General features: G+C 38.1%; 17 protein-coding genes and 1 riboswitch. Of the genes, 8 read left to right on the top strand and 9 right to left on the bottom strand.

The features are described 5' to 3' along the window. Positions 1 to 62 precede the first annotated feature (62 nt). From spoIIAB to C1N55_RS07730, 8 genes are all read right to left on the bottom strand, one after another. Positions 63 to 506, bottom strand: a complete 444-nt coding sequence (gene spoIIAB, locus C1N55_RS07765; protein WP_137728288.1) for an anti-sigma F factor — start codon at positions 504 to 506, stop codon at positions 63 to 65. Next, positions 499 to 852 (bottom strand): STAS domain-containing protein, encoded by a 354-nt coding sequence (locus tag C1N55_RS07760; protein ID WP_137728287.1) that lies wholly within the window; start codon positions 850 to 852, stop codon positions 499 to 501. Before C1N55_RS07760 ends, spoIIAB begins: the two co-directional genes overlap by 8 nt. A gap of 871 nt (positions 853 to 1,723) precedes the next feature. Further along, the gene (locus tag C1N55_RS07755; RefSeq protein WP_137728286.1) at positions 1,724 to 3,028 is read right to left on the bottom strand and encodes a pyrimidine-nucleoside phosphorylase; all 1,305 of its coding nucleotides are present in this window, start codon (positions 3,026 to 3,028) and stop codon (positions 1,724 to 1,726) included. Between the two features lie 13 nt (positions 3,029 to 3,041). After that, positions 3,042 to 4,220 (bottom strand): phosphopentomutase, encoded by a 1,179-nt coding sequence (deoB, locus tag C1N55_RS07750; protein ID WP_137728285.1) that lies wholly within the window; start codon positions 4,218 to 4,220, stop codon positions 3,042 to 3,044. Between the two features lie 239 nt (positions 4,221 to 4,459). Beyond that, the gene (xerD, locus tag C1N55_RS07745; RefSeq protein WP_137728284.1) at positions 4,460 to 5,362 is read right to left on the bottom strand and encodes a site-specific tyrosine recombinase XerD; all 903 of its coding nucleotides are present in this window, start codon (positions 5,360 to 5,362) and stop codon (positions 4,460 to 4,462) included. Between the two features lie 198 nt (positions 5,363 to 5,560). Continuing rightward, a complete protein-coding gene (locus tag C1N55_RS07740) occupies positions 5,561 to 6,013 on the bottom strand; it encodes a ferric iron uptake transcriptional regulator (RefSeq protein ID WP_137728283.1) in 453 nt (150 codons plus the stop codon). Positions 6,014 to 6,169: 156 nt separating this feature from the next. Beyond that, on the bottom strand, positions 6,170 to 6,688 hold the full coding sequence (locus C1N55_RS07735; RefSeq protein WP_137728282.1) for a hypothetical protein: 519 nt from the start codon (positions 6,686 to 6,688) through the stop codon (positions 6,170 to 6,172). A 138-nt stretch (positions 6,689 to 6,826) separates the two neighbouring features. Further along, positions 6,827 to 7,366: an NUDIX domain-containing protein gene (locus tag C1N55_RS07730; protein ID WP_137728281.1), complete on the bottom strand. Its 540-nt coding sequence runs from the start codon at positions 7,364 to 7,366 to the stop codon at positions 6,827 to 6,829. Between the two features lie 82 nt (positions 7,367 to 7,448). Between C1N55_RS07730 and C1N55_RS07725 the strand changes: the two genes are divergently transcribed. From C1N55_RS07725 to C1N55_RS07715, 3 genes are all read left to right on the top strand, one after another. Continuing rightward, entirely contained in the window at positions 7,449 to 8,348 is a 900-nt protein-coding gene (locus C1N55_RS07725) for an aldo/keto reductase (RefSeq protein ID WP_137728280.1), read from the top strand. Then, positions 8,345 to 8,851, top strand: coding sequence for a VanZ family protein (locus C1N55_RS07720; protein ID WP_255502498.1), 507 nt, complete (start codon positions 8,345 to 8,347; stop codon positions 8,849 to 8,851). The genes C1N55_RS07725 and C1N55_RS07720 overlap by 4 nt, the downstream gene beginning before the upstream one ends. Before the next feature lie 258 nt (positions 8,852 to 9,109). Beyond that, a riboswitch (glycine riboswitch) is annotated at positions 9,110 to 9,186 on the top strand. 390 nt (positions 9,187 to 9,576) lie between these two features. Next, the gene (locus C1N55_RS07715; protein ID WP_137728279.1) at positions 9,577 to 10,917 is read left to right on the top strand and encodes an amino acid permease; all 1,341 of its coding nucleotides are present in this window, start codon (positions 9,577 to 9,579) and stop codon (positions 10,915 to 10,917) included. A 139-nt stretch (positions 10,918 to 11,056) separates the two neighbouring features. Here C1N55_RS07715 and C1N55_RS07710 read toward each other — a convergent pair whose 3' ends face one another. Then, complete coding sequence (locus C1N55_RS07710; protein ID WP_137728278.1) at positions 11,057 to 11,326, bottom strand: YqkE family protein; 270 nt, start codon at positions 11,324 to 11,326, stop codon at positions 11,057 to 11,059. A gap of 269 nt (positions 11,327 to 11,595) precedes the next feature. Between C1N55_RS07710 and C1N55_RS07705 the strand changes: the two genes are divergently transcribed. From C1N55_RS07705 to C1N55_RS07685, 5 genes are all read left to right on the top strand, one after another. Continuing rightward, complete coding sequence (locus tag C1N55_RS07705; protein WP_137728277.1) at positions 11,596 to 12,936, top strand: sigma-54 interaction domain-containing protein; 1,341 nt, start codon at positions 11,596 to 11,598, stop codon at positions 12,934 to 12,936. 242 nt (positions 12,937 to 13,178) lie between these two features. Beyond that, positions 13,179 to 13,871, top strand: a complete 693-nt coding sequence (locus C1N55_RS07700; RefSeq protein ID WP_137728276.1) for a CoA transferase subunit A — start codon at positions 13,179 to 13,181, stop codon at positions 13,869 to 13,871. A gap of 12 nt (positions 13,872 to 13,883) precedes the next feature. Further along, positions 13,884 to 14,543: a 3-oxoacid CoA-transferase subunit B gene (locus tag C1N55_RS07695; RefSeq protein ID WP_137728275.1), complete on the top strand. Its 660-nt coding sequence runs from the start codon at positions 13,884 to 13,886 to the stop codon at positions 14,541 to 14,543. Positions 14,544 to 14,565: 22 nt separating this feature from the next. Then, positions 14,566 to 15,903, top strand: a complete 1,338-nt coding sequence (locus C1N55_RS07690) for a GntP family permease (RefSeq protein WP_137728274.1) — start codon at positions 14,566 to 14,568, stop codon at positions 15,901 to 15,903. 56 nt (positions 15,904 to 15,959) lie between these two features. Continuing rightward, the gene (locus C1N55_RS07685; RefSeq protein ID WP_137728273.1) at positions 15,960 to 16,727 is read left to right on the top strand and encodes a 3-hydroxybutyrate dehydrogenase; all 768 of its coding nucleotides are present in this window, start codon (positions 15,960 to 15,962) and stop codon (positions 16,725 to 16,727) included. Positions 16,728 to 16,832 lie beyond the last annotated feature (105 nt).

The following is a 16,832-nucleotide window of genomic DNA, read 5'->3' as shown; positions in this document are numbered from 1 at the left end:
TAAACCAATAAGCTGTTATACACCATTTAAGTGACGACTATTTGCTTAGTTAAAAAGCTACACTATGAGATTTGAGGCATCTTTACCGAATAAAATTTTTTTGAAAAGGTAATCACAGTTCCAACATTTGGCTCTGATTCAACTTGCAGATTGTCTGCAAAGCTTTCCATAATCGTAAAGCCCATCCCGGAACGTTCCATTTCAGCCTTTGATGTAAATAATGGCTCCATCGCTTTTTTTACATCAAAAATACCTTTTCCGTTGTCTTTCACAGCGACTGATACTAAATCTCCATCTCTCACTGCATGAACAGTAACGATTCCTTTACCATCTTCGTCATATCCGTGAATAATTGCATTGGATACAGCTTCTGAAACGATTGTTTTAAATTCTGAAAGCTCGTCAATGGTTGGGTCAAGTTGAGCAACAAAACTAGTAATTGCCATTCTCGCCAAACTTTCATTTTCACTTACTGCTACAAATGAAAGTGTCATTTCGTTATCCATTCACAATCCCCCTTGCGTGTAAAATTGCATCTGCTTCTGTTCCCTCCATCATGAAAGAAGCGAGCCCCGAAAATTGAAAGATTTTTTTCATTGTATTTGATGGATTCAAGATAATGGTTTGTCCATTAACTGTACTTAACTCCCGCATACGCCCTAATATTAACCCTATCCCGGAGCTATCCATAAAGTTCAGTCTTTCTAGATTCCAAATAATCGTACTCAAATTTCCCTGTAAAATCGTCTTAGAAATATGCGTGCGAATTTTTTCTGTTTCATGGTGATCCAGTTCACCAAAGAGTCTGATGACTGCAATATCATTTAAGTGCATATTAATTTCGTAGTTCATATTGTTAATTCGCCTCCTCTTAAGAAAGCTAAATTCCACATTTCCTTGTCATCTCCTTCTTCATTGACAAGACTAGAAGAATTTCGCTGAAACTAGCGAAAATACGACAAAATTGAAAAGCAGTATCGATTGATATTTGATTAATCTTTTTCACCAGATGTTACAATCGGCTTCGTTCGGCTAATAAGTACGCTCTTTCTAGATGCTAAATGGAGGTATATCTCGCAAGCTTTCAGTGGAATTCAAGGTGTTGTACTAATAAATTTAAAGGAACTTAGCTGATTGTCTGATTTTGTAACAATTAGCCTCAGCTGCTTCAACGTAAATAAGAAAGCATTACTTTTTCTTTTTCAAAAAAGCATTGCTCTACCAAAATTAAGTATGGTTAAAAAAATTGCTTTTTAAACGTAAAAATTGGCTGCGACCCCATCTTTTGTTACAGCAAATCCTTATTGTGGCTTTTTGATGCTATGACAGTTGCCGATTCAATACGATTTCTTCTAATACAGGCATAAAAATCACATGAAGCCAATTTGGCCAAATGAATGAAGAATTATACATTTAAGTGGATGCTCAGTTTGGGTGATTGTATTACTTGAATTATGTAGTCCTCTCAGGAGGAAGAAGTGTCTTTTGAGATTATTTTCATATTTATTCGAAGGATAATGTGATTTGGGGAGGCGGGTTGATAGTTGTGATATCCATAGGGTGATGAGGCACTTTAATGCAAATAGAACTAGTTTTGAGACACCACCTACAATCCAAGAACATCAATGAATAAAAAAGCATCACAACCAAAAAAAGTTAGCAGCACAGTTATGCTACTAACTTTCTTCCCAAAGGAGTTAGCCTTCATTTGTAGATCAAATCATTAATTTGTGATGACTTGTTTGATTAATGATGGCGCTTCTACTTTTTCTTTTGAAATTAAAATATGTTGATATAACTTTTCTTTTACTTCTGAGATATCTTCGGTATTTGTGTGAATCGTTACGAGAGATTCACCCTCTTCAATTTGATCCCCTACTTTTTTCTGTAGGACAAGACCAACTGATAAGTCAATTGTTGATTCTTTCGTTGCACGTCCTGCACCCAACAGCATTGCGGCAACACCTACATCATCGGCTTCTATCTTTGCAACATACCCCGATTCGAGTGCTGGCAGTTCAATTTGATATTTTGCTTTAGGCAATAAAGATGGGTTATCAACAACTGAAGCATCTCCTCCTTGCGCTACGATGAATTTCTTAAATACTTCTAGTGCTTGGCCGTTTGCAATCACTTCTTGAAGCAGTTTTCGTGCTTCTTCAATCGTATTTGCTTTACCACCAAGTACGACCATTTGAGATCCAAGCGTATAACATAATTCCATTAAATCTTCAGGGCCTTGACCATTTAAAGTATCAATCGCTTCTTTTACCTCTAAAGCGTTCCCAATTGCAAAGCCTAGTGGCTGACTCATATCTGAGATAATGGCCATTGTATTTCTTCCTACATTGTTTCCAATCTGAACCATTGCATGAGCCAAGCTTTGTGCATCTTCAAAAGATTTCATAAATGCACCATCGCCCGTTTTCACATCCAGTACGATTGCATCTGCTCCAGCTGCAATTTTTTTAGACATAATCGAACTTGCGATCAATGGAATACTCGCTACAGTTCCAGTAACATCACGTAAAGCATATAGCTTCTTATCAGCTGGTGTTAGATTACCACTTTGACCGACAACGGCTGTACCGATATCATTTACCTGTTTCATAAATTGTTCAGTCGTTAATTCCACATGGAAGCCCTGAATAGCTTCCAACTTATCGATCGTTCCACCTGTATGGCCAAGTCCGCGCCCACTCATTTTAGCAACTGGTACACCACATGCCGCAACCATCGCTGCTAAAGAAAGAGTAGTTGTATCGCCAACACCGCCAGTAGAGTGTTTATCTACTTTAATGCCTTCAATTCCAGATAAATCGATTTGATCGCCTGACTCGACCATTGCCATTGTTAGATCTGCTCTTTCACGATTGTTCATATCCTGGAAATAAATAGCCATCATTAAGCTGCTTACTTGATAATCAGGAATTGAGCCTTCCGTATAGCCTTGAATAAAGAACCCAATTTCTTCAGTTGTTAGCTCTTCCCCATTACGTTTTTTTTCAATAATATCGACCATTCTCATTTGAATGTGCCCCCTACTTTAAATTTGATAAGAAACTTGTGCCAAATTGTGGTGCTTCGACTTTAAAGTTGTCAGCAATTGTAGCGGCGATATCTGCAAAAGTTTTACGTAAAGGCAGCTCGCTCACCATTTCGAATCGAGGTGAATATACAATTAACGGTACATATTCACGTGTATGATCTGTTCCAGGGAAAGTCGGATCATTTCCGTGGTCCGCTGTAATGATTAATAAATCATCTTCATTTAAAGCATTTAATACTTCAGGCAAACGACGGTCAAACTCCTCTAAAGCTTCCCCGTAGCCAAGTGGATCACGGCGGTGCCCAAAGTTTGCATCAAAATCTACAAGATTTAAGAAACTGATACCCTGGAAATCGCGTCGAACTACTTGTGCTAATTTATCCATTCCATCTGTATTATCTTTCGTACGGATACTTTCTGTAACCCCTTCACCGTTGAAAATATCTGAAATTTTCCCAATAGCAATCACATCAAGGTTGGCATCCTGTAATTCGTTCATTGTTGTACGACCAAATGGCTTAAGTGCGTAGTCATGACGGTTCGAAGTACGAGTAAAGTTACCCGGTGTTCCAACAAATGGGCGGGCAATAACTCGACCTACCAAGAATTCAGGTTCAAGGGTAAGTTCACGTGCAATTTCACAAATTTTGTATAGCTCTTCCAGCGGTATGATTTCTTCATGTGCTGCAATTTGAAGCACTGGATCAGCAGATGTGTATACGATAATTGCCCCTGTTTCCATGTGCTCCGGTCCTAATTCATCAATTATTCCTGTACCGCTTGCCGGGATATTTCCAATCACTTTACGTCCGATTTTTTCTTCTAACTTTTCTATTAGTTCAGCTGGGAATCCCTCTGGATATACTTTAAATGGTTTGTCGATATTTAAGCCCATGATTTCCCAATGACCCGTCATCGTATCCTTCCCAACAGAAGCTTCTTGCATCATGCCGTAGTAGCCTATTGGTTGAGTGGCTTTTTCAATGCCCTTTAATTCACGAATATTTGAAAGTCCTAAAGACCCCATATTTGGCATTGTTAGCCCTTTCATTTCTTCAGCAATGTGACCAAGAGTATCTGCACCTTCGTCTCCAAATTTTTGAGCATCAGGGGCTTCACCAATACCAACAGAGTCCATTACAACTACATGTATTTTTTTAAACGGTTTCATAAATATGTCCTCCTCTTTCAACTAACTCAGGCCTAAAGGGATGGGGAGTATTTTGCCAACTCCTATCCCCAATAAGTTCAGTTCAACAACTATTCATTAAATAAAAGCTTCTTATGAACGTCTTCAATTAAATTTCCACACCTTATATATTAAACAAAGGTCAGACATCTTACAAATATATTTTTCCATTTTGCTAAAATCCAATTACCTAAACAATTGAATAAGCTTGACTTCCTTTTTTAAGCCCTAGGATGAAATTGCTTATAAACTTCTGAAAGCCTCGATTTACTAATATGTGTATAGATTTGAGTTGTCGAAATATCCGCATGCCCTAGCATTTCCTGTACAGCACGTAAATCTGCACCATTTTCAATCAAATGTGTCGCAAAACTATGTCTTAATGTATGTGGAGTAATTTCTTTTTTAATTTCCGCTTTTGCAGCATGCTCTTTTAATAATTTCCAACATCCCTGTCTTGTTAAACGTTTTCCTCGCTGATTAATAAAAAAAGCTTCCGATTTTGGGTAAGTTCCCTGTAGTTTTGAGCGCGCATTTTGTAAATAGGCATCTATTGCCAAAACCGCACTTTTTCCTAGTGGAACAATTCGTTCCTTCCCACCTTTACCGAATATGCGAACAAATCCCATTGTTAAATGAACATCCTCAAGATTTAGTCCGATGAGCTCGCTGATGCGCATACCTGTACCGTATAACAGTTCCAGCATCGCTACATCCCTCACACCCTGTGGCTTATTGCGATTGGGTGCTGCAATTAACAAATCAATTTCTTCGATAGATAATACCTTTGGCAGCTTTTGTTCGATTTGGGGCATCTCCAAATGGATGGTTGGATCAGTATCTGTTAGTTTTTCACGCAATAAAAATTGGTGGAAAGACCGAATCGAGGAAATATGACGGGCAATCGTTCTAGCAGATATCCCTCCAGTTCTTAATGCCTCAAGACGAAGTAAAATATGTGTACGTTCAATTTCTTTTAAAGTTGATAAACCTAGCTCTTTATGTAAATGCTCGATATAACCTTCAAGATCACGGCGATAAGATGATAACGTGTTTGTTGACAACTGACGTTCTACCTGTAAAAAATGAAGATAATCTAAAATCGCTTCTTTTGCATCTTTCATAACAATCACCTATCCTTCTACCTTTACTATAATTTTTTTTGGAATCGTCTACAAGCAATCGTTCATCGGGACCAGGTACAGGAACGATTTTGAATAGTACGAATAATGTGAATTGTGTGTGTACCTGGTACACACACAATTCACACAAAATAAAAGGATGTACATTCGGCTCATAGATACGAATTGTACATCCTTTTATCAGTTTTCTTCTGTTTTATCATGACATCTGTGGCAAATGCCATGGAATGTCAGACGGTGGTCTTTGATTATAAAGTTCCAACGTTTTTCGACAATACCTTCTACATCTTCAAGCAGATCCTCTTGAATTTCGTCTACTGCTCCACATTCAATACAGACTAGGTGATGATGGAAGTGCTTTGCCCCTTCTTGTCGAAGGTCATAACGGGATACGCCATCGCCAAAATTAATTTTATCGACAATCTTCAACTCAGTTAATAATTCCAAAGTTCGATAAACTGTTGCCAGCCCGATTTCTGGTGCTTTATCTTTTACTAATAAATAGACATCTTCAGCACTTAAATGGTCTTCTTCATGTTCTAATAGCACTGCAACTGTCGCTTCACGCTGTGGCGTCAGTTTATAGCCAGCACTATGCAATTGCTTTTTTATACGATCAATACGGCTTTCCATACGACGCCCTCCTAAACTCATTCTATTATAACAAATGAGTAAAAGCTATTACAAGAGAGGGATGAATTATTCATCGAAATACACTAACGAGCATTTTCGTTCACTAAAAGCATCCATATATGATAATAAATACTAGAAAATGGCTTATGGTACACGTTAAAGTCGAGGCAGAATATACGAAATTGACACAATTTCACCCACACAAATGACAGATAATGCAATCAAAAGTGTTACAAATAGTCTTTGAGAAAAGACGAATTTCTTATTGGGACCGACTTTTTTTGCTGAGTAAACAGAACAAAGCATAAAAAGAAGGAAACAATAAATTAATTGAAATGGAAACCACCAGACACTATAAACAAGCAAAGATTCTTGTTGCGTTAACAGAAACACGGAACTAAAGCCAAAGAATGTAATTTTTATACCAACAACTAACTTCGCTAACACGTGTAAATAAGGATGGGTTGCAAAAAACAACACCAAGACCATCCAAGCAATTAGCGGAAGAATTGTTCCCCAAACTGAAATATCTGTAATATCAAGCACTCTTGGATCAATATAGCTTATTAATTTCATGGACTTGTCCAATGGAAAAACTTGAAAACAGATAACACCACTGACAAAGCTAATTGCAAGAATAATAGCATATTGGATAAATAAGACCGAACGAAACATAAGCATTCTCCTTTCGATGATACATCTTATGCTCGTTCTCTATCATTATTACTCTTAAACTAGTTCAGATTTTTCGTAAAATCTATCATTTTTTGCCGTAAATCTTATATTTCCTTATGGTTATAAAAAATCAATTTTTTACTGATTGGCTTTTAACCAAAGTACAGCAAAAGCTGTTTTTGCATCAAAAATTCTTTGCTCTTTTACCATTTCTTCTGCTGCTTCTATAGTCACTTCTAATAGTTCTACAAATTCATCCTCATCGAGATCAGCTTTTTCCTCTATTTTATATAAATCTTTCGCAACAAACAAATGAATCACTTCATCTGCAAAACCGGGAGATGTTGCGAAGGTTTGTAAATATTGAAGCTCATGACATCCATAGCCTGTTTCTTCTTCTAATTCTCGTCTTGCAGTAAGCGCTGGACTCTCACCGGGCTCTAATTTCCCAGCTGGAATTTCAATAATCGATCTTTCAAGAGCTTTTCGATATTGTTCAACAAGAATAAGCTTACCCTCAGCTGTAATAGAAATGATGGCAACTGCTCCAGGATGGTTAACAATTTCCCTTTTCGATTCTTTCCCATTCGGCAACAATACATCATCAACCTTCAATGAAATAACTTTACCCTTATATATCGGATTAGAACGTAGTGATTTTTCCTCAAATTTATTCATTTCAAATGCCCTCACTTGTCGTATTTATTGTTTTCATTGTACCATTAATGATGAATTGCTTTGAAGGAAAGAGGGTTGTGAAATGAAAAAAAGAAAACTTGGAAAAAGCGAAATTGAAATTTCGGAGATTAGTTTAGGCTGCATGTCTCTTCCAACATCATTAACGGATGCAAAACCAATTGTTGAAACAGCTCTTGAGTCTGGGGTTAACTATTTTGATACAGCAGACCTTTACGATAAAGGGATAAATGAAGAAATCGTGGGAGAACTATTAAAACCGCATCGACACGATATAGTCCTTGCTACGAAAGTTGGAAACCGTTGGGAGCCTGGTGAAGATGGCTGGCATTGGGACCCTTCCCCATCACACATCGAAAATGCTCTTAAGATGAGCTTAAAGCGTCTCCAAACGGATTATATCGATGTCTATCAACTACATGGCGGGACTATTGATGATCCTTGGGATGAAATTATTTCAACCTTTGAACAGTTGAAAAAAGAAGGCTATATTCGAGAATACGGCATTTCGTCTATTAGACCCAATGTATTTAGATCCTTTTTAGAACGAAGTCATGGTATCTCCAATATGATGCAATACAGTCTATTAGACCGACGCTCAGAAGAATGGTTTGATGAAATTTCAGACACGAATGCTTCCGTGGTCACACGTGGCTCCATTGCTAAAGGACTTTTAACAAACGAATGGCAAAAACGTGTAGAAAGTTCGAATGGCTACTTAACTTATTCAAAAGAACAATTAATAGAAACACTCAATAGCCTGCAGATTTGCTATGAGGATATTCACGCTTTAAGCCTTGCGTATAATTTAAGTCATCCAGTTATTGCCTCCACTGTTATTGGAGCAAGCTCAATGCAACAATTACTAGAAAATTTAAAGGCATACGAAAAATCACAAGCTATTCATGACTTCACACCAATCGAACAAATTACGAAGAAAGAAATTTATACCGAGCACCGATGAAAAAATATATTTTCTTGCTCATTACCGTTTTAGTTTTATTATTTTGTGTTTCAAGTATGACCTACGAACAGCAAACAATTGTACCTACATTAAAGGAAACGTTGGGAGATCAACCTTTCTATAACTTATTAAGCAAAATTGAAGTAACTTATTGGGGGCAAACCATCTCAGTCGAAACTCGCGGCTATTATTATTTCATTGAATTCTTAGTTCGAAAAGGATTGCATTTTGTCGGCTATGGATTCATTGCAATTTTGTTTTACTTGATGTATCGCAAGTTTAAAGTAAAGTTTGCTGTTGTCTTTGCAATCCTTACGACTTTTGTGGTAGCTTCACTAGATGAATTTCGTCAAACCTTTGTTGTTGGCAGAACGGGTATTTTTGATGATGTCATCCTTGATACATCAGGAGCAATCACTTTTATCATTGTCTTTAAGATTGGATTTGTTCTCTATCAAAAAATAAGAAGACCCTCATTAAGTCCAAATAGTGCGAGTGAATAGAGAATGTAACATTTCGATGTTATGTTCTCTTTTTTGATCACTATCATTTTCTGTCATTTTTCATAACAATTTTATTTTTCATAAATCCATAGACTTGAATCATTTTTTTGATATAATGACACATATTAGCAGATTAACAGACGCAAAATCCGATTAACTGCTGGTCACTTATTTAAAGAACGTTTTTTTACTTTTATGAGAAAAGTGTTCTAAAGTGAAAAATTTTATAGCGGTGATTGCTATGGGATGACTATAGCAGGAGCAATTTCTGGAGAGATCGCTGTTTGCGACGCCGAAGGGTTCACAATCTCAGGCAAAAGTACAGAAAAGTAACAACTTCAACTTAGAAAAACAGATCATTCTATTTTTTGTCATATAGTCATTAATGGAATCATAGTTTTTGCTATTTTCTTTTTGTTATTTTTTACGTCATGAGATAGGAATGCTTCCTATCTCATTTTTTATTTTCAGGTATTGTTGCTAGTTTTAATAATTGGTTAGGCGGATTTAGGCTACAATTCAACAAATGGTTTATCGGATTGACAGATAATATGGAAAAAGTCGGTCTATTAAATTCTGTCCGAGAATATTGCTGATACTGTCGAGATTTTTTACTAAAGTGTCGGGAATAAACTCAAAAGTGTCAGCATTATACTAGTTTATAGCCTCGTATCCCCTCCCAACTTAAAACAAAAGCAGGCCGCTTACTATCAGGGGGCATATATATGGAACATCGTGAATTAAAAAGAGACTTAAAAAACCGGCACGTTCAATTAATTGCCATCGGTGGAACGATTGGTACTGGACTATTCTTAGGATCTGGTGCGGCGATAGAAAAAGCTGGACCTTCCATACTGTTTGTTTACTTGATTATCGGAACGGCAGTATTTTTCGTCATGCGAGCTCTTGGAGAGTTACTTCTCTCAAACTCAGGCTATCAGTCTTTTACTGATTTTGCATCAGACTATGTTGGTCCTTGGGCTGGTTATGTAACTGGTTGGACTTACTGGTTCTGTTGGATTATGACGGCCATGGCCGACATTATAGCTGTTGGCCACTATGTAAAATATTGGTTTGATATTCCTCAGTGGATGCCAGCTATAGCATGTTTAGTTATTTTACTAGGTTTGAATTTATTAACTGTAAAGCTTTTTGGTGAATTAGAATTTTGGTTTGCCTTAATAAAAATCATCACCATTATCGCTCTTATCGTCATCGGGATTGTTCTATTAATGATTGGATTTGAAACAGAGTCCGGCGTTGTGTCGGTAAGAAACCTATGGGAATATGGTGGCATCTTCCCTAACGGCATATCAGGATTTTTATTCTCCTTCCAAATGGTCGTCTTTTCCTTTGTAGGAGTTGAATTAGTCGGTGTATCAGCTGCTGAAACCGCTAATCCAAGAAAAAATATTCCATCTGCCATCAATAAGATTCCTGTGCGAATTTTACTGTTCTACGTTGGTGCTTTATTTGTCATTTTATGTATTAATCCATGGACAGTTTTAAGCGCAGAAAACAGTCCATTTGTACAGGTATTTGCACTTGTTGGTATTCCAATTGCCGCGGGAATCATTAACTTTGTTGTGTTAACCTCAGCAGCCTCAGCTGGTAATAGCGGTTTATTTTCGACGAGTCGAATTATGTTCAACTTAAGTAAAAATAAGCAAGGTGCAAAATCATTTGGGAAATTAAATAAAAATGCAGTTCCGGCAAATGCCCTTTTTGTTTCTACAATAGTAGTATCAATCGGTGCATTGCTAAGCTATGCGATTCCTGACTCTGCTTTCAGTATAGTGACAACGATTAGTGCGATCTGCTTCATCTGGGTATGGAGCATTATTTTAATCTCCCATATTCGTTACAAGAAATATCGTCCAAATTTACATAAAAGATCAACATTTAAGGCACCTTTGACTCCTTTCATCAACTATGTTGTGTTAGCACTGTTTGTAGCTATCCTCATTATCATGTTTATTTCCGAAGAAACGCGTTCCGCTTTATTGCTAACGCCAATTTGGTTCATCCTGGTGATCTTCACGTATGTAATGAATAGAATAAAATAGCGTTTTTTAAGAAAACAGCACCCATCTCTGAGTGCTGTTTTCTTGTTTTTCCATAGAATTTTAAAAGCTGGGAAAACGACCAAGACCCGGGTGGAGTGTCAAAATGACTTAAACCGTACCACAGGAGTGCTACCCCACTCTAAAACTTCGAGCCTTGATCACCATATTTGTCTAATAATTCTTCAAAGCTCATATTCTTTTCACGCTGTTTGCGTTCGAAAACTAATCGAGCTTGTCGTTCTTCCTCTTTTGCTTGCTCTTCTTCAACCAGGCTTTTCTTAGCTGCCTTTAATTTGGCAAGAATATCGCCGTTTAATTGATCTTGCAATGTTAACGAATCCTCATTTTTTCGTGATTGAGAAGAAGCTTGCTCCACTGGTTTTTGACCTTGTTTTTTCTTTTTCCCCATGTTTAGTCACCTACTTGAATGATCGAATTTCTCAATTTAGTTTAACACGATTTTTTGTAAAACACGATATCCGTCAATGGAATACTTCAATAGTAATAACTACGAACTCCTTACTCCTTACTAATAATTTCCAATCACCAGAAGTCTAGCACTACCATCTAGACATATTAAAACCGAAGCCTTTCATTTAATTTTACCCTACTCTACTAATTTGAGCATTTTTATGTGTAAAATAGTTAAAATGAGAAACTTAGAGAAGAGGTGTAAAAATGGAGAATTGGTTGAAGCTGCTTTCGACAAATGTGATCTCTCAGATTTTGGAAACGGCCTTTCAATGGTTCGTTGTTGTCGATCGGGATGCGAAGATTATTTATATAAACGATGAATATTGTCATTTCCTTGAAGTAAGTCGTGAAGAAGCCATTGGAAAACATGTTGCCGATGTCATTGAAAATAGTGAAATGCATTTAGTGATGGAGCGAGGCACTGCTGAAATCGCTGCACCACATTACATCAAGGGTACTTATATGCTTGCTAACCGAGTGCCTATTGTTGTAGATGGCGAAATCATCGGTGCATTCGGGAGTGTCATCTTCCGTGATATGAGTGATTGGAAAAAGCTAAGTTCACATGTACGAAAAACAATGGACCAAATCGAGACCAATATAAACCAATACACAGAATCCTTTTATAACTTAGCGGATATTAAAGGCAGTTCTTTAACGATTCGGAAAATCAAAGAAACTATTACAACCATCGCCCCCACTAAATTGCCCGTTTTAATCGAGGGTGAAATCGGGACAGGGAAAGAAATGTTTGCACAAAGCATTCATGGTTTATCGAATCGAGCAGAAAACTATTTTGTTAAAATGAACTGCTCCACCATCCCGAAAGAATTGCTCGAAGAAGAGCTCTTTGGGAAATGGGAGGTAAATCAAGATGTTAAGAAAGGACGTATTCAACGTGCTGAGGGTGGCACGCTTTTCATAGAGGAAGTCAATGAATTACCCATTACATTACAGGCAAAGTTACTGAAAGCATTGCAAGATCAAAAAGTACAACCTCTAGGGACAGACGAAGAAATTTCAGTCGATGTACGTTTTATCTTGAGCTCGAACGTTTCGCTTGCAGAAATGGTAAAAAGCAAACATTTTCGCGAAGATTTATTTTACAAAATTCAAGCTATTACTCTACAAGTCCCCCCTCTCCGGGATCGCATAGAGGATTTATCCGAGCTGATTCAGACTTTTTTAAGTAAATATAGTGTTGAGGCAGGTCGCCGCGGCATAAAAATCGATCGAAAAGCTTGGTGGAGTTTACAACAATACGATTGGCCAGGGAATGTTAGAGAACTGCAGAATGTCATGCAGGCAATTATCCATTTAGCTGAAGGTGATCAAATTTCCATTGATGTCCTTCCTTTACATATTCGCCGTCAGAAAACTACATTCTCAAGAAGCACAAGCACCTTGGAAGAAATGCTCTTTCAGGTGGAAGGACAAATTTTACAAGAACACCTAGACAACGAAAAGGATAAAATGAAGATTGCGCAAAAACTAGGTATTAGTCGTTCTACTCTTTATGAAAAAATTAAAAAACACAACTTATGACCTAAAATCCGATATTCTGGACACTTATCCGGGATTTCGGATTTTTTAATCCCATTAAATTCCACTCTCTTCAATAAATTCACTTTAAAAATTCCGATTTTCCGGAAAACCCCTGCCACTCTGGTTGTCACATTTTTGACACACCCTATTGCATAGAATATTCCATTCTGCTTTAATACAAATTATAGCGTTTTCATACCTATTTTTTCTTAGTTTTGTATTTTAAAAGGAGGATGTAATCGATGAAACAATTATTCACTTCTGCAGAAGAAGCAGTTAAGAGCATTCAAGACGGATCTACCATAATGGTCGGAGGTTTCGGCTTAGTCGGTATCCCGGAGCAATTGATACTTGCTTTAGTCAAAAAAGGAGTTAAGGACTTAACCATTATTTCAAATAACTGTGGTGTCGATGACTGGGGATTAGGTTTGCTATTAAAAAATAAACAGATTCGTAAAATGATTGGCTCCTATGTGGGAGAAAACAAAGAGTTCGAGCGTCAAGTTCTTGCTGGAGAAATTGAAGTCGAATTAACCCCACAAGGAACACTTGCTGAACGAATTCGTGCAGGTGGCGCTGGTATTCCCGCCTTCTATACACCAGCTGGCGTGGGAACAATCGTAGCTGATGGAAAAGAAATTCGTACTTTCAATGACAAAGAATACGTATTAGAAACTGCATTAGTAGCAGATTTCGCTTTAATCCGAGCAGCAAAAGCAGATTTTGTCGGGAATTTGATCTACAACAAGACGGCTCAAAACTTTAACCCGATGATGGCGGCAGCTGGAAAATTTACGATTGCTGAAGTAGAGGAAATTGTTGAAGTTGGCAGCATTAATCCAAACGAAGTACAAACACCAAGCATTTACGTGCAAGGGCTACTGCAGGCACACCAAGAAAAACGAATTGAACGATTAACAGTACTTAATGGTTAAGGAGGACTAGACATGACATTATCAATAAGAGACCGCATTGCTATTCGCGCTGAAAAAGAAATTCAAGATGGTGATTACGTCAACCTGGGGATCGGGATGCCTACGTTGGTAGCGAATCATATATCGCCAAATAAATCAGTCATCCTACAATCCGAAAACGGGTTACTTGGCATTGGCCCCTACCCGACCGAGGCTGAGGTGGACCCAGATCTAATAAATGCTGGGAAAGAAACTGTAACAACGATACCTGGTGCTGCGTTCTTCACAAGTGCGGAAAGCTTTGCAATGATTCGTGGAGGGCATATTGATGTCGCAATTTTAGGCGGTATGGAAGTTTCTGAAAAAGGCGATTTAGCGAATTGGATGATTCCAGGCAAAATGATTAAAGGCATGGGTGGTGCAATGGATTTAGTCCACGGCGCGAAAAAAGTCATTGTCATCATGGAGCACGTATCAAAAGATGGTTCTGCGAAAATAAAAAGTGAGTGTTCATTACCTTTAACTGGAAAGGGTGTGGTTCATCAAATTATCACAGAAAGAGCGTTAATTGAAGTGACACCAAGGGGCTTAGTATTAAAGGAAGTGTTTGAAGGATTTACAATTGACGAGGTTGTGCAATCGACTGAGGCAAATTTAATTTTAGAGAATGTTTTGGAGAATGTATCAATTTAATTTTTAAAGGGGGTATATGGGGATGGATGGAAATGTAGTTTTAAGTATGATCGGTCTTATTGGTGGTCTTATTTTACTTATTTTGTTAACACTTAGAGGGATGAACATTATTATTGTTGGGCCATTATCTGCCCTATTTGTGGCGGTATTATCAGGGATGCCATTATTTCCACAGCTTGCTGAAGAAGGAGCAGCTAACTTTGTTTCAAACTATATGACAGGCTTTACAGGTTTCATCATGTCGTGGTATTTGATGTTCCTGCTTGGTGCAGTTTTCGGCAAAGTAATGGAAGATAGTGGTGCTGCCGATGCCGTCGCAAAATTTGTGGTAGATAAATTGGGGATGAAATACGCAACTTTAGCGATTGTGATTGCCTGTGCAATTTTAACTTACGGAGGCGTTTCACTATTCGTTGTAGCATTCGCTGTATATCCAATGGCTATTTCATTGTTCAAGCAAGCAGATTTACCGCGCCGCTTTATACCGGCAACTTTGGCTTTAGGTTCAGTTACTTTTACCATGACTTCTGCTGGTTCTCCAGAAATTCAAAACTGGATTCCTATGGATTATCTAGACACAACTCCATATGCAGGATGGGAAGTTAGTGCACTCGTTGCGGTATTTATGGCTGTCTTTGGTTATTGGTGGTTAAAACGTATTATCAAAAAAGCTGTGGATAAAGGAGAGCGTTTTGTCTCTCGTGAAACAGATCCATCATTTGATACAAAACGTGCATTACCAAATCCATTAATGGCATTCATACCTCTAGTGGTAGTATTAGTCATTTCATTTATTTTCCATGATTCACTTAAGCAATCCGCTTTAATTCTGGCTTTACTGGGCGGTATTATTGCCACATTTATCGTTAGCTGGAAATACTTCAAAAACGCTTGGGGTGCAGTTTCTGAAGGAACGATTGGTGCAATTATTGCAATTGGAAATACAGCGGCCGTTGTAGGTTTTGGTGGTGTAGCAAAAGCAGTACCAGCTTTTAACGTAGCAGTTGAAGCAATGGCTAACATTCCAGGTTCTCCATTAATCGGTGCTGCAGTAGCTGTTTCAGTGATTGCCGGAATGACTGGTTCTGCTTCCGGTGGTCAGTTAATCGCCTTGCCATTATTAGCACCTGGCTATGTGGATGCAGGGGTTAACCAAGAGGCACTTCACCGAGTTGTAGCGATTTCTTCAGGGGCACTCGACTCTTTACCGCATAATGGATATGTTGTAACAACAATCCAATCCGTCTGCGGCGAAAAACATAAAGATGCTTATTGGTCTGTCGCAGCAACAACTGTTGCCACACCATTAATCGGCGTAGCTATCGCGATTATTTTATTCTCTTTAGGTTTAGGTATTTAAAGCTTGAGAGTGAGACGTAATTCACTTTGCGTCTCCTCTTTTAGGAGGTTTTTAAAATGGTTCAAAATAAAGTGGTTCTCATTACAGGGGCTGCACAAGGAATTGGTTTCGAACTTGCCAAATCCTTTTATAGCAATGGCGCAAAACTAGTATTAACTGATATTAATGAAGAAAAAGTAAAAGAAGCGGCACTTTCGCTTGGTGAAAATGCAATTGGATTAAAGTGTGATGTCACTCATGAAGAGGAAATCCAAAGCGTCATTCAAGCTACAATTGAAAGGTTCGGTCGTCTTGATATATTGATCAACAATGCAGGCATGCAGTATGTTGCCATGATAGATGACTTTCCGACTGATCGCTTTGAGCTGTTAATAAAAATCATGTTAACAGCACCGTTCATAGCAATCAAGCATGCATTACCCGTTATGCGCAAACAAAACTTTGGTCGCATTATTAACATGGCTTCCATTAACGGGGTAATCGGTTTTGCTGGTAAAGCCGCCTACAATTCGGCTAAACATGGCGTGATTGGCTTAACTAAAGTAGCGGCACTTGAAACGGCTACAGATGGTATCACAGTCAATGCCATTTGCCCAGGCTATGTCGACACACCGCTTGTACGCAACCAGCTACAAGACTTAGCCATAACGCGAAACGTGCCACTAGAAAAAGTGCTTGAGGAAGTTATTTACCCACTTGTGCCACAAAAACGTCTACTGGATGTCTCGGAGATTGCCGACCTTGCCCTCTTTATCGCGAGCGATGCATCCAAAGGGATGACCGGCCAAGCAGTCGTGTTGGATGGAGGATATACAATACAATAAAGATTAAGTTATCAAATAGGGCTTCCATCAGTGGAGGCCCTATTTGTTATATGCATTTTTTTATGCACCTCAGGCAAAAATTGCATATTTTAAAGTTTCTATTAT

This window comes from Lysinibacillus sp. SGAir0095, from assembly GCF_005491425.1.
GTDB lineage: Bacteria > Bacillota > Bacilli > Bacillales_A > Planococcaceae > Ureibacillus.
This window is presented reverse-complemented; position numbering and strand designations above follow the sequence as displayed.

Bases quoted from the DNA above. Each gene is read 5' to 3' on its own strand.
- spoIIAB (WP_137728288.1), bottom strand. From the start codon at position 506: ATGGATAACGAAATGACACTTTCATTTGTAGCAGTAAGTGAAAATGAA.
- C1N55_RS07760 (WP_137728287.1), bottom strand. From the start codon at position 852: ATGAACTACGAAATTAATATGCACTTAAATGATATTGCAGTCATCAGA.
- C1N55_RS07755 (WP_137728286.1), bottom strand. From the start codon at position 3,028: ATGAGAATGGTCGATATTATTGAAAAAAAACGTAATGGGGAAGAGCTA.
- deoB (WP_137728285.1), bottom strand. From the start codon at position 4,220: ATGAAACCGTTTAAAAAAATACATGTAGTTGTAATGGACTCTGTTGGT.
- xerD (WP_137728284.1), bottom strand. From the start codon at position 5,362: ATGAAAGATGCAAAAGAAGCGATTTTAGATTATCTTCATTTTTTACAG.
- C1N55_RS07740 (WP_137728283.1), bottom strand. From the start codon at position 6,013: ATGGAAAGCCGTATTGATCGTATAAAAAAGCAATTGCATAGTGCTGGC.
- C1N55_RS07735 (WP_137728282.1), bottom strand. From the start codon at position 6,688: ATGTTTCGTTCGGTCTTATTTATCCAATATGCTATTATTCTTGCAATT.
- C1N55_RS07730 (WP_137728281.1), bottom strand. From the start codon at position 7,366: ATGAATAAATTTGAGGAAAAATCACTACGTTCTAATCCGATATATAAG.
- C1N55_RS07725 (WP_137728280.1), top strand. From the start codon at position 7,449: ATGAAAAAAAGAAAACTTGGAAAAAGCGAAATTGAAATTTCGGAGATT.
- C1N55_RS07720 (WP_255502498.1), top strand. From the start codon at position 8,345: ATGAAAAAATATATTTTCTTGCTCATTACCGTTTTAGTTTTATTATTT.
- C1N55_RS07715 (WP_137728279.1), top strand. From the start codon at position 9,577: ATGGAACATCGTGAATTAAAAAGAGACTTAAAAAACCGGCACGTTCAA.
- C1N55_RS07710 (WP_137728278.1), bottom strand. From the start codon at position 11,326: ATGGGGAAAAAGAAAAAACAAGGTCAAAAACCAGTGGAGCAAGCTTCT.
- C1N55_RS07705 (WP_137728277.1), top strand. From the start codon at position 11,596: ATGGAGAATTGGTTGAAGCTGCTTTCGACAAATGTGATCTCTCAGATT.
- C1N55_RS07700 (WP_137728276.1), top strand. From the start codon at position 13,179: ATGAAACAATTATTCACTTCTGCAGAAGAAGCAGTTAAGAGCATTCAA.
- C1N55_RS07695 (WP_137728275.1), top strand. From the start codon at position 13,884: ATGACATTATCAATAAGAGACCGCATTGCTATTCGCGCTGAAAAAGAA.
- C1N55_RS07690 (WP_137728274.1), top strand. From the start codon at position 14,566: ATGGATGGAAATGTAGTTTTAAGTATGATCGGTCTTATTGGTGGTCTT.
- C1N55_RS07685 (WP_137728273.1), top strand. From the start codon at position 15,960: ATGGTTCAAAATAAAGTGGTTCTCATTACAGGGGCTGCACAAGGAATT.